The sequence below is a fragment of the Noviherbaspirillum sp. genome (assembly GCF_036846085.1).
Lineage (GTDB): Bacteria > Pseudomonadota > Gammaproteobacteria > Burkholderiales > Burkholderiaceae_D > Noviherbaspirillum.
The window spans coordinates 1-12,537 of record NZ_DAIUCO010000002.1 but is presented as its reverse complement, the minus strand read 5'-3'; the positions used below and the strand labels follow the sequence as shown (position 1 = coordinate 12,537).

Annotated in this window: 11 protein-coding genes and 1 riboswitch; of the genes, 4 read left to right on the top strand and 7 right to left on the bottom strand. The window is 59.3% G+C overall.

All coding sequences use genetic code 11. From position 1 onward, the window contains the following. Positions 1–76: 76 nt before the first annotated feature. The gene (locus V7080_RS00360) at positions 77–2,023 is read right to left on the bottom strand and encodes a lytic transglycosylase domain-containing protein (protein WP_334186406.1); all 1,947 of its coding nucleotides are present in this window, start codon (positions 2,021–2,023) and stop codon (positions 77–79) included. A gap of 121 nt (positions 2,024–2,144) precedes the next feature. Between V7080_RS00360 and V7080_RS00355 the strand changes: the two genes are divergently transcribed. Beyond that, the gene (locus V7080_RS00355; protein WP_334186405.1) at positions 2,145–2,675 is read left to right on the top strand and encodes a 5-formyltetrahydrofolate cyclo-ligase; all 531 of its coding nucleotides are present in this window, start codon (positions 2,145–2,147) and stop codon (positions 2,673–2,675) included. 75 nt (positions 2,676–2,750) lie between these two features. On the opposite strand, the gene V7080_RS00350 is transcribed toward V7080_RS00355, so the two are convergent. The 6 genes from V7080_RS00350 to metK all read right to left on the bottom strand — a co-directional run bounded on the left by V7080_RS00350 (position 2,751) and on the right by metK (position 9,641). After that, on the bottom strand, positions 2,751–4,241 hold the full coding sequence (locus V7080_RS00350) for a methyl-accepting chemotaxis protein (RefSeq protein ID WP_334186404.1): 1,491 nt from the start codon (positions 4,239–4,241) through the stop codon (positions 2,751–2,753). A gap of 308 nt (positions 4,242–4,549) precedes the next feature. Then, on the bottom strand, positions 4,550–5,401 hold the full coding sequence (gene metF, locus V7080_RS00345) for a methylenetetrahydrofolate reductase [NAD(P)H] (RefSeq protein WP_334186403.1): 852 nt from the start codon (positions 5,399–5,401) through the stop codon (positions 4,550–4,552). A gap of 1 nt (position 5,402) precedes the next feature. Further along, positions 5,403–5,744, bottom strand: a complete 342-nt coding sequence (locus V7080_RS00340; RefSeq protein WP_334186402.1) for a phage holin family protein — start codon at positions 5,742–5,744, stop codon at positions 5,403–5,405. Positions 5,745–5,863: 119 nt separating this feature from the next. Next, positions 5,864–7,300 carry an adenosylhomocysteinase gene (ahcY, locus tag V7080_RS00335; protein WP_334186401.1) on the bottom strand — a complete coding sequence of 479 codons (1,437 nt, stop codon included), beginning with the start codon at positions 7,298–7,300 and terminating at the stop codon, positions 5,864–5,866. A gap of 27 nt (positions 7,301–7,327) precedes the next feature. After that, a riboswitch (S-adenosyl-L-homocysteine riboswitch) is annotated at positions 7,328–7,410 on the bottom strand. Positions 7,411–7,430: 20 nt separating this feature from the next. Beyond that, positions 7,431–8,360 carry a M14 family zinc carboxypeptidase gene (locus tag V7080_RS00330; RefSeq protein ID WP_334186400.1) on the bottom strand — a complete coding sequence of 310 codons (930 nt, stop codon included), beginning with the start codon at positions 8,358–8,360 and terminating at the stop codon, positions 7,431–7,433. A 117-nt stretch (positions 8,361–8,477) separates the two neighbouring features. Continuing rightward, positions 8,478–9,641 carry a methionine adenosyltransferase gene (gene metK / locus V7080_RS00325; RefSeq protein ID WP_334186399.1) on the bottom strand — a complete coding sequence of 388 codons (1,164 nt, stop codon included), beginning with the start codon at positions 9,639–9,641 and terminating at the stop codon, positions 8,478–8,480. Positions 9,642–9,818: 177 nt separating this feature from the next. Between metK and V7080_RS00320 the strand changes: the two genes are divergently transcribed. The 3 genes from V7080_RS00320 to dapF are packed head-to-tail and all read left to right on the top strand — an operon-like array spanning position 9,819 to position 12,455. Continuing rightward, positions 9,819–10,673, top strand: a complete 855-nt coding sequence (locus tag V7080_RS00320) for a lysophospholipid acyltransferase family protein (protein WP_334186398.1) — start codon at positions 9,819–9,821, stop codon at positions 10,671–10,673. Further along, complete coding sequence (locus V7080_RS00315; RefSeq protein WP_334186397.1) at positions 10,670–11,548, top strand: LpxL/LpxP family acyltransferase; 879 nt, start codon at positions 10,670–10,672, stop codon at positions 11,546–11,548. The genes V7080_RS00320 and V7080_RS00315 overlap by 4 nt, the downstream gene beginning before the upstream one ends. 55 nt (positions 11,549–11,603) lie before the next feature. Further along, entirely contained in the window at positions 11,604–12,455 is an 852-nt protein-coding gene (dapF, locus tag V7080_RS00310; protein ID WP_334186396.1) for a diaminopimelate epimerase, read from the top strand. Positions 12,456–12,537: the final 82 nt, after the last annotated feature.

Here is a 12,537-nt window from a genome sequence, read left to right as displayed (position 1 = left end):
AGGACCTCCCGCAATTCGCTTTTCCGCCAGGCAGCATCGGCGGAAAGCGACTTGCGGGAGGTCTTGCAGGGAGTTGTTAGGGCAATTCGCTCGGCACGAATTCCTTGGGCCCGACCATACCCAGCCGCGCCTTCAGCGATTGCGGCTTGCCTTCGAACAGGGCAGCGTAGTAGGTGGCGTTGGACAGCACCTTCTTGACATAGTCGCGGGTTTCACTGAACGGGATCGACTCGGCGAAGACGGCACCCTCCACCGTGCTCGGCAAGGTTGAGCGCCATGCGCGAGGGCGTCCCGGGCCGGCGTTATAAGCTGCTGTCGCCATCGCCTGCGATCCGTCGAGTTCGCCGAGCACCATGTTCAGGTAGTTCGTGCCGAGCAGAATATTGGTGTTGATATCATTTACTTCGGCTTGCGTGAAGTTGTTCATGCCGATCTTGCGCGCAACCCACTTCGCCGTCGCCGGCATCAGTTGCATCAATCCGGAAGCACCGACATGCGAACGGGCATTGAGGATGAAACGCGATTCCTGGCGTATCAAGCCATACACCCACGCCATGTCGAGACCAAGATTCTGCGTCGCGGTTTGCATTACATCCCGGAACGGCGAGGGGAAGCGCTGTGTGAAATCCACTTCCACCTTGGTGCGGTCGGATGTATTGACCATGCGGTCAAGCGCGCTTTTTTGCCGCGCATACTCGGCAGCAGCGAGAAGCTGACGCTCGTTCATCCTGCGCAACTGCCAGTTCCATTCACGATAACCTTCAAACCGCATGTTCAGGTCGATCAGCTTGAAGGCATCGCGGAAGCCCTGATTTTCCGCCATCGGCGCAATCTCCTCCGGCGTGACAGGCTGGGGTCGCGCCGGCGCAATGATTTTCTGGCCGAGTTCTTCCATTGCAAGCTGACCATAGAAATTGGTCTGGCTGACAATCGTCAGGAACTGCGCCGTCGCGTCGTCCTGCTTTCCTTCCGCCTTGTAAGCGCGGCCCAGCCAGTAAACCCACGTAGGGTCGTTCTTCACATAGGTCGGCATAGCCTCGATCGCCGACCTGACCAGTTTCCAGTCACCCGCGCGCAACGCGGCCCGCACCTTCCAGTGGTGCCCTTCGGGCGAGAGCGGCGCACCCGCGGTTCGATGCCAATAGACAGGGGCATCCGGCGCGAGCTTGAGAGAGGATTGGAGCGCGATCTGCGACCAAGCGATCGCCAGTTCCGGCTTGCTCAGTTTGTCATCCGATTCCAGCAACGCACTGACTGCCTGGGAAGGATTGGCCTTGGCAAGGCGGCCAAGGGCGACGAGGAATGTTTCGCGGGCGGCCCGGCCGCTTCCGGCACCGCGCGCGACCACCGCGGCGGGTTTCTCGATCGCCTGCATGAGGGTCGACTCGCTCGCATCGGTCAATCCGACCAGCCGGCGGATGGTGGACACTGAGCCGCTGTCGGCGGCCATTCGGATCTGCATCCAGACGTCGCCGGCGCTGAACTGACCATTGCCTACCAGGGTAGAAATCAACGCCGGACAGGCCTCGCCGTAATTGTTCGGCGATACCAGGACGCCGCGCGCTTCCTCCGCAACACTTTTGCCCCTTAAAGCCCTGGACATCAAGGCATAGCATTTGACCTGGGTATCGTCATTGAGCTCGAATTGCGGATATTGCTCGTCGAAGAGCGCCCAATTCCGTGAACGCCCCAATTCGAGCAGCCAGTCATTGCGCAATCGGTCGGCGATGGCCGTGCCTGCATATCGATTGAGATAGTCGCGGATTTCCTGTTCCGGGGTCGCAAGAAAACGCGCTTTCAGGCGGTAGTAATCAACATAGGAGGGAATGGAATAACCGGAAAGGCGGGCGGCGAGTTCTTCCGCCTTGGCCGCATCGCCGCTGCGGGACGCATCGCGCAATGCGAGGAATGCAGCATCGTCGTTGGCATAATTCACTACGCGCTTTTGCGCATGAGCACCGGGCGCTGACAGTACAACCGCGACTGTCGCAAACGCAATGGCAAACCTGTTCAATCGAAACATCAATCTAACGCCTTTAGATACTGAAATTGCTGGATAAAAGAATTCTAGAATAGCATGCAGGATCGCCCACCTGCGGCAAACACTGCGTCATGCACCATGCCATATGATGACTAAAACGCTCATGGACAAAACCGACCTGCGCCGCATACTGCTTGCCGCTAGACAATCGATTCCTCCGGAAGTTCGCCGGCGGCAGGACGAATCCATCGGAGACCGCATTATTGAATGGTGGCACACATGCCGGCCGCATACGCTTGGCGTGTATCTGCCCATACGGGGAGAACCCGAGCTGCACGCGGCCTATGCAAAGCTTGATGCGCTTGGTGTGCGGCTCGCCCTGCCGATGGTACGGGATAAAGGCGCACCATTGATGTTCATGGCATGGCGACCGGGCGATCCGCTCGCCGTTGATGCGATGGGAATTCCGGGTCCGGTCGCGACGGCGGGCGAGGTGCAACCCGATGCCTTGCTCATACCCTGCGTCGGTTTCAATGACGCCGGTTTTCGGCTCGGCTATGGCGGAGGATACTACGACCGGACATTGGCCGGCACGTCGCGACCGGCGACGGTCGGCGTCGCATACCGCTGCCTGAAGGCGGATTTCCTGCCGGCCCCGTACGACGTGCCGATGGACGTCATCGTCACCGAATGACAAAAATCGTTCGGCATCAATGAAAAAGCCGGCTTGCGCCGGCTTTCTGCTGCACGCATCGGATCAGGGGAATCTTCAGCTCTTGTAGATACCGCATGCCACGACCAGATCACCAACGCGTTCGAAATACGATGACTTCACCTTGATTTCGTTCGTCACCGGGTGTGCCCATTTGTATTCCATCCAGCCATGGCCGGTTGTTCGCGCAATCTTTGCCATTTCGACCACAAAAAACTTGCCATCGACATCCTTGCTGACAGGACCGGCGCCCAGCGTCCGGGGATTATTGCCGTGCGCGACGAATACCGCGTCGTTGAGGCCGAACGCCATCAGATACAGATCGCGATCGACGAATTGCCCCTTGCCCAGCTTGTTGATCTCGGCGAGCAATGCGTCCTTGCCGTGCATTTTGTAATACTCTGCGCCGCGCTGCACCAGCTCGGCTGCCTCTTCCGCATTTCCGTATTCCCGATCGCCCAGGTTGAATCCGGCGACCGATTTCAGCAAGGCCACGGCCTGCTCGTTCAGGCTCGCCGCCGTCCGGGTCGCGTCTTCCACCAGTTTGGCGTTCTGCTGGGTCATGCCGTCGATCTGGGTAATCGCGTTATTGACCGAATCGATCCCGGCGCTTTGCTCCCGGCTGGCGCCGCTGATTTCCTTGATGATTGACGCGACGCGCTTGACCGAAGAGACGATCTCTTCCATCGCCTTGCCCGCATCATCGACCAGCTTGCTGCCGGCATCCACCTTCTCTACCGAATCGCCGATCAGTGTCTTAATTTCCTTCGCCGCGCTTGCAGAGCGCTGCGCCAGTGTACGCACTTCCGCCGCGACAACCGCGAATCCCCTGCCCTGCTCGCCCGCGCGCGCCGCTTCCACGGCAGCATTCAACGCCAGGATGTTGGTCTGGAATGCGATGCCGTCGATGACGCTGATGATGTCGACGATCTTGCGCGAACTATCCTTGATGGACCCCATGGTATGCACCACCTGGCCGACCACCTCGCCGCCCTTGACCGCATATTCGGATGCGGAGAGCACGAGCGTATTCGCCTGATGCGCATTGTCGGCGTTCTGCTTGACGGTCGATGTCAGCTCTTCCATCGAAGCGGCCGTCTCTTCCACCGAGCTTGCCTGGTTTTCGGTCCGCTCCGACAACGCGGTGTTGTCACGATTAATTTGCGAAGAGGTGCTGGCGACGGTCGTCGTTCCGGTACGCACCTCGCTGACGATGTGGAACAGGCGCTCATTCATTGCCTGCAGTACCTGCATCAGCTTGCCGATTTCATCCCGGCGCGTAACATCGATGGTTCCTGTCAGGTCGCCGGACGTGATGCGCTCGGCCGCCTGCAATGCCTCATGCAACGGCTTGGTGATGGTGCGGATCAACCACCACGCGCCGACGGCGGTGACCGCCATCGCAGCCAGTCCGCAACCGATGATCCATTGCGCTGCGCCACCCGCTGCATTCCCTGCGCCAACGGCGGTCAACCCTCCCAGCGCCAGCAAGACCACGCCGAATATGGAATACAGCCGGACACTGATTGTCCAGTTCGCGAAAGTCATGGGTTGTCTCCTCGTTGTACGGCAGGATCGATTCGTCCTGCGTCATCTTTTTTATCTTTTTGATACTGTGTTCGTCGTTGCAATAACATGTGCCAGCCCGCAGAAAGTTGCCTCACAATAATAAAGCGATTTCAAACGGTCTGTCCGTCTTCGTACGAACGATCGTGTTTTACTACTAATGTTCGTAGGAATTCCGCGACACTCTGGGTCATGTCCGTAGCATTATTTCTTGCAGGCGCAACTTTCTATCGGCATGCGTACCGAAAACTTGATACGCATGCCAGAAAAGTAAGGAAGACGCGCAGGCCTCAGATGGAGGATTGGCCGAGGCGACGGCAGATTTCGAGCGTTGCGTTCGCCTGGTTGAGGGTATAAAAGTGCAATCCGGGAGCGCCTCCTGCAAGCAGGCGCTCGGACAATCCTGTCACGACATCGAGGCCGAAGGCGCGAATCGAGTCAGTATCGTCGCCAAAACTGGCGAGCTTGAGACGTATCCAGCGAGGCACCTCGGCGCCGCACATGTCGGAAAAGCGCATCAGCTGCGAGTAATTCATGATCGGCATGATGCCCGCCGCGATCGGCACATCCACCCCGGCCTTGCGGGCATCGTCGACGAACCGGAAATAGGCATCCGCGTTATAGAAATACTGGGTGACTGCCCCGTTCGCCCCGGCTTTCACTTTCCGCACGAAGTTCTGCAGATCGTCTTGCGGTGACTTGGCCTGCGGATGCACCTCCGGATAGGCTGCCACTTCGATGTGAAACCAGTTGCCGGTTTCCGCGCGGATGAATTCAATCAGTTCATTCGCGTAGCGAAACTGGTTGGCCGACAAATCGACCGTGCCGTAACCGCTTGGCAGATCGCCACGCAATGCCACCAGACGCCGGATGCCCTGCGCCTGGTACTGCGTCAGCAACGACCTCAATTCTTCCCTGCTGCTGCCCATGCAGGAGATATGCGGCGCCGCTTCATACCCCTCGTTTTTTATTTCCAGCACAGTCTCGAGCGTCCCCTTCTGGGTCGACCCGCCGGCGCCGAACGTGACGGAGAAATAATGCGGCCGGAGCTGCGCAAGCCGCGCGCGGGTCGCACGCAGTTTTTCGGTTCCCTCCGCCGTTTTCGGCGGGAAGAATTCAATGCTGAAAAGAGATGTCGTCATATTATTTTTTGAGTAGCAATGCGGACAGGCCCCAGGAAATCAGGGTGTACAGCAGCGCACCGCCAAGCGCGGACCAGAACCCGGCGACCTGGAAACCGCTCACGAAACTCGCCACGGCCCAGAACAGCAACCCGTTGATCACCAGGATGAACAAACCAAGCGTGAGCACCGTCACCGGCAATGTCAGCAGTACGAGCACGGGTCGGATCAGCGTATTGACCAGTCCCAGCACCAGTGCCGCAATCAGTGCAGTGAGAAAGTTATCGACCCGGATCGATTGCATCAGGTACGGTAATGCGAACAAGGCTGCAGCATTGATAAGCCAGGCAAGTAACAAGCGCATATGTCCCCTTAGAGATAGCCAAAACGAACCTGAAAACTGGAACCCAACAAGCATTCTTCGGATGCGCTCCTTCCCCTATCCCGGGAGAAGGAGCGATCCCGCCGCCTTTCCGGGAAGGCTTAGTAGCGGTAATGCTCCGGCTTGTACGGCCCGGTCGGTTTCACGCCGATGTACGCTGCCTGCTCCTCGGTCAATTGCGTGAGTTGCGCATTCAGCTTTTTCAGTTGGAGGCGCGCCACCTTTTCATCCAGGTGTTTCGGTAACGTGTACACGCCGACCGGATACGCCTTGGTGTTGGTGAACAGTTCGATCTGCGCGATGGTCTGGTTGGCGAATGACGAACTCATCACGTAGGACGGATGGCCTGTGCCGCAACCGAGATTCACCAGGCGGCCTTCCGCCAGCAGGATGATGCGCTTGCCGTCGGGGAAGATCACATGATCGACCTGCGGTTTGATGTTTTCCCAGGTGTACTGCTTGAGCGCGGCGACTTCGATTTCGTTGTCGAAGTGACCGATGTTGCAGACGATCGCCTGGTCTTTCATCTTCTTCATGTGCTCATGGGTGATCACATGGTAATTGCCGGTAGCGGTGACGAAGATGTCCGCATGTTCCGCCGCGTAATCCATGGTGACGACGCGATAGCCTTCCATTGCAGCCTGCAGTGCGCAGATCGGGTCGATCTCGGTCACCCATACCTGTGCCGACAAGGCACGCAGCGCCTGTGCGGATCCCTTGCCGACATCACCATAACCGGCGACGACCGCGACCTTGCCGGCGATCATCACGTCGGTGGCGCGCTTGATGCCGTCGACCAGCGATTCGCGGCAACCGTACAGATTGTCGAATTTGGACTTGGTGACGGAGTCGTTGACATTGATCGCCGGGAAAGCCAGCTTGCCTTCCTTGTGCATCTGGTACAGGCGATGCACGCCGGTCGTCGTCTCTTCGGTGACGCCCTTGATCTGCGCCAGGCGGGTCGAATACCAGGTCGGATCGGCGGCCAGCTTTTTCTTGATCGAATTGAACAGGCAGACCGCCTCGTCCGAATCCGGATTGTTGAGCACGCTCGCATCCTTTTCGGCGCGGGTGCCGAGATGCAGCAGCAGCGTGGCGTCGCCGCCGTCATCAAGGATCATGTTGGAGTACCCGCCGTCTTTCCATTCGAAGATGCGGTGGGTGAAGTCCCAGTACTCGTCCAGGGATTCGCCCTTGAACGCGAACACGGGCGTACCGGCAGCGGCGATCGCGGCGGCGGCATGATCCTGGGTCGAATAAATATTGCACGATGCCCAGCGAACCTGGGCGCCCAGCGCTTCCAGCGTCTGGATCAGCACTGCGGTCTGGATCGTCATGTGAAGCGAGCCGGTGATACGCGCGCCCTTCAGCGGCTGGGCAGCGGCGAATTCCTCGCGGATCGCCATAAGGCCCGGCATTTCAGTTTCGGCGATCTTGATTTCCTTGCGGCCCCAGTCCGCGAGGCTCAGGTCGGCGACGAAATAGTCCTGCGCGGAAGAATTCGTGGAATTGCTGGATGTCGAGATAACGGCGCTCATCACGCCCTCCTTTCGTTAAGAAAAAAAGTAACGTGAGCGCGGTTGCGGTGATGCGGGTGCCAAGCCTGACAAGACAATGAAATCATCTTGCTGCAACGCTCCTTGGAGGCGAAATTATACCGTAGCTTTCTCAGCGCGTGGCCGTTGCCGGCCTGGAGTCGGGCTTCTCCGCCTTGGCGGAGGTGCGCTGCAGTGTGGCCGCCTGCTGTGCATTTTCCTGCGCCACATTTTTCTCTATCCAGTTCAGCATGTCCTGCCAGATCCGCCGCGACTCGGCGACCGGCGGCATGTCCACCGCGTTGGGCAGTTCGATGGTCACGACCGGCACTTTCTTGTGCATTCCACCATAGTTGCCGAGCGACCCGGGATAGATACCGACACGATTGAACATCAGGCGGCCGAAATTGCGCGGCGGCTGTGCCGGGCCGTCGAAATCCAGAACACCGAACGGCGCGTGAACCGAAATGATGACATCCGGCTTGAAGCGTGCAATTTCATCATTGACCCATTTGCTCTCCGGTTCGGACAGCGGGGCCTTGCCCGGAAAACGGCGCGGGTCCTTGCCGGTCTTCTTTGCCCAGTAGGCCGGCGCATCCTGCTGCCAGCCCGGCGTCGGGAAATTGCGGTTGAGGTCGACGCCGTTCGCATTCACCCGTTGCGGTCTCGGCGCAAGCAATCCGTCGGGATTCAGGACCGGCACCACATGCCAGTGGAATTGTTGCGCCTGTGAGGAATTGATCCATTGCAGCCACTGGAAGACGATGGCCGATGCGGTCAGTTCGTCCCCGTGTATGCAGCCGAGCAGCAGCACACGCACCGGCTGCACGCCGGCTGCCTTTCGGGCGGGGATCCGTTTGACGAGAATGGGGAAACCCATCAATGATGCAGTGCCGGTCGGTACCAATGCGGCCTTTTCGCACATCGCCATCGATACACCAGGCAATCGCGGCGTCAACCGCTTGCACCATTCATCCTGGGACATCGGGCGTGCGACTTCAGCCTGCGCCTCGGCACTGATAACGAGAGCGGCCAGCACAGCAGTGCGAAGGAGCGATTGCACGATGCCCTACCTTTTGTCTAATTGGAAATGACGGCAAAGCGGACCACACAAGGTTGAACCTTATGTGGTCTATGCCTCTTTAGATCGATAGGAGATTGTGAGGTACGGCAACTTAATTTACAAGCCTGCGGCAGCTCGCAAAGCGTCGGCCTTATCAGTACGCTCCCAGCTGAATTCCGGTTCTTCGCGACCGAAGTGTCCGTATGCCGCCGTCTTTGCATAAATCGGACGCAGAAGATCGAGCATCTGCACGATGCCCTTCGGGCGCAGATCAAACAGTTCCTGCACCAGCATCGCCAGCTTGTCGTCGCTGATTTTACCTGTCCCGAACGTAGTGACCATGACCGATGTCGGCTTGGCAATGCCGATCGCATACGAGACCTGAATCTGGCAGCGTGATGCCAGGCCAGCAGCGACGATGTTCTTGGCCACATAGCGTCCCGCGTATGCGGCGGAGCGATCGACTTTCGATGGATCCTTGCCGGAGAAGGCGCCGCCGCCATGCGGCGCCGCGCCGCCGTAGGTGTCGACAATGATTTTGCGGCCTGTCAGTCCGCAGTCGCCTTGCGGACCGCCGATGACGAAACGGCCGGTCGGGTTGATCAAATACCGTGTGTTCTTCAGCCACTCCTTCGGCACCACAGGCTTGATAATTTCCTCGATGGCGGCTTCTTCAATCGCCTTGTGCTGCATGTCCGGGCTATGTTGCGTGGACAACACGATGGTATCGATGGCCACCGGACGGCCATCCACATATTTCAATGTCACCTGGGACTTCGCGTCCGGCCTCAGCCACGGCAGGCGGCCGTCCTTGCGGAGCTGTGACTGGCGCTCGACGATGCGGTGCGCATAGTAGATCGCCGCAGGCATCAGCTCTGGCGTTTCATCACAGGCGTAGCCGAACATCAGGCCCTGGTCGCCGGCCCCCTGGTCGAGGTCGATGCCCTTGCCTTCATCAACGCCCTGTGCGATATCCGGGGATTGCTTGTCATAGCAGACCATGACGGCGCAGCTTTTGTAATCGATGCCGTAGTCGGCATTGTCGTAACCGATGCGCTTGATGGTCTCGCGTGCGACACCGATGTAGTCGATGTTTGCATGCGTGGTGATTTCACCGGCGAGCACGACAAGGCCGGTGTTGCAGAGTGTTTCAGCGGCGACGCGCGCCTTGGGATCCTGAGTGAAGATGGCATCCAGAATCGCGTCGGAAATCTGATCCGCGACCTTGTCGGGATGTCCTTCGGAAACGGATTCGGAGGTGAAGAGGTAATCGTTTGACATCGCAGGTTCCTGTTAAGTTATTGACCATGTCGCGGCCAACCACACGAGCCTGCGACGCTTTAGCGAAATTTGTAGGCCGCCTCGCAAGTTGTCTATTAACTCGGCGGATGTAGCAACGTAACACGTGTGCTATTTTACGCGTCTTGAAAAAAATCACAATTCCGTCCCGCGGCGTCCATGCTCCTTCTCCTGTTCAGGTTGTTATCAAAATTGCCCTTGCCTGCCTTGCATGCACTCGGCGCGGCGCTCGGCAGGATGGCATGGTGGGGATCGGCCTCGTACCGCACCAGGTTGCGTGACAACATCGGCCGCGCGGGATTTTCCGACCAGTTGACGCTTGCGATTCGGGAAGCCGGCAAGAGCGTCCTCGAATTGCCTTTCATCTGGTGCGCGAGGCAGGAACGCGTGGTTGCCAGTGCAACCATGGAGGATTGGGAACTGGTGCAATCCACGCTGGATGCAAAACGCGGCGTGATATTCCTGACACCCCATCTCGGATGCTTCGAAATCCTGGCGCAGGTTGTTTCCCTGAGGCTACCCTTGACGGTACTCTACCGCCCGCCTCGCAAGGCGGCACTCAAACCCCTGATCGAAGGCGCGCGGGCCCGCAGCAGTCTCGCCCTGGCGCCTGCCAATCTTTCCGGCGTGCGCATGCTGCTCAAAGCTGTGAAGCAAGGCGGCGCGATCGGCCTGTTGCCCGACCAGGTACCGCAACAGGGCGAAGGCGTCTGGGCGGAATTCTTCGGCAAGCCGGCGTACACCATGACGTTGCCGGCAAAACTGCAGCAGATGACGGGCGCTCCTATTCTTCTCGCCTATGCAGAAAGACTTCCGCAGGGAAAAGGATTCGTGCTGCGATTCGTGCCTTTCACGCAGACGATGGGAGATACGCCTGCCCAACAGGCACGCGCCATCAATGCCGCGATGGAAGAACTGATCGCGCGCTGCCCGGCACAGTATTTCTGGAGCTACAACCGCTACAAGACGCCGGCCGGCGTTACCTCCCCATCGACGCAGGAAAAATCGACATGAGGGCGCTACTCGGCGTGATGTGGGTCCTGCACTGGCTCCCTCTTCCCTTGCTCGGCAGGCTGGGCAATCTTGTGGGATCGCTGCTGTTTCTGTTAGTGCGTTCACGGCGCAACATTACCCTGATCAACTTGCGGCTTTGCATGCCGGAACTGCCGGAAACCCGGCGGCGCAGGCTGGCCAGACAGCATTTTCAGGCGTATGCACGCAGTGTGCTGGAGCGCGGGGTGCTGTGGTGGGGATCGGAGAGGCGACTCCAGCGCCTGATTGTCGTCGACCCGCAGGTGCCGCTGGAAGCAATTGCGGCCCGGCCGACCATCCTGTTGTGCCCGCACTTCGTTTGCCTCGATGTCGCCGGCGTCGCCGTCATGCTGGAGTCGTCGCTATGCTCGATTTATACACGGCAGCGCAACCCGGTTTTCGACGAAGCCCTGCGCAAGGGCCGTACCCGCTTCCGTCCCATCAAGCTGCTGTCACGCGCAGAGGGAGTGAAGCCCATCATTCGTTCGATGCGCGAAGGCTTGCCGTTCTTCATGCTGCCCGACATGGATTTCGGCGCCAAGGATGCCGAGTTCGTGCCCTTTTTCGGCACCCCGGCTGCGACACTCACCGCGCCGGCACGGATCGCCGCCGCGACCGGTGCCCAGGTGATTCCGGTGGTTGCGACTTTCCTGCCGAATTTCCGTGGCTGGAAAGTCACTTTCTATCCCGCATGGGAGAACTATCCGGGCGGTGACATCATTGCTGCCACGCGGCAAATGAATGCGTTTATCGAAGCCCGTGTGCGGGAGGCGCCATCCGAGTATTTCTGGGCGCACAAGCGCTTCAAAACCCGTCCGCCGGGCCTACCCGGCGTTTATGACAAGAGCGGGAAGTGATCAACACACCACCGGGCTGCCGAATGCCTGAATCGATGCGGTCTATAATCGCGCCATGAAACTCAAATTCACGAAAATGCACGGCGCAGGCAACGACTTCGTTGTCATCGACGCCATCAATCAGCGCGTCGACCTGACTCCTGCCCAATGGCAATTGCTGGCCGATCGACGGTTCGGCGTCGGTGCCGACCAGATGCTGGTGGTGGAGAAAACATCATCGCCGCAAGTGGATTTCCGTTATCGGATCTATAACGCGGATGGCGGCGAGGTGGAGCAATGCGGCAATGGTGCACGCGCCTTTGTCCGTTTCGTCACCGAAAAGGGGCTGACCGACAAGCGCGCCATCAAGGTTGAAACCATGTCCGGCGTGATCGAGCCGACGCTTGAGAGCGACGGCAGCATCACCGTGGACATGGGCGCACCGGTCCTCGACCCGGAGGATGTACCGTTCGATGCGACCGGATTGCAGGGAAAACCCGAAGGCGACGACACGCTTTGGCCGCTGGATGTCGGCGGCCGCACCTGCTGGATATCGGCGGTATCCATGGGCAACCCGCATGCGGTGCAGGTGGTCGATGATGTCGCGACGGCGCGGGTGGAAACCGATGGGCCCGTGATCGAGCGCCACGTGCGCTTCCCGAAACGCGTCAACGCCGGTTTCATGCAGATCGCGGATCGCCATCAAATCCATTTGCGCGTGTACGAACGCGGCGTGGGCGAGACCCTTGCCTGCGGCACGGGCGCCTGCGCGGCGGTGGTCGCCGGCATCCGGCGCGGCCTGCTCGCATCGCCGGTCACGGTCAACACCCGGGGCGGCGTTCTGTCGATCGCGTGGCAAGGCGGCAATTCTCCGGTCATGATGAGCGGGCCGGCGGTCAGCGTGTTCGACGGCGAGATCGAACTCTGACGAAATCCGCTCGCCGGCCGGCCATTGCGCCCCAATGGATGTCGGTTAAAATCACGGCTCCCCGATTTCGCCACCCTTACTG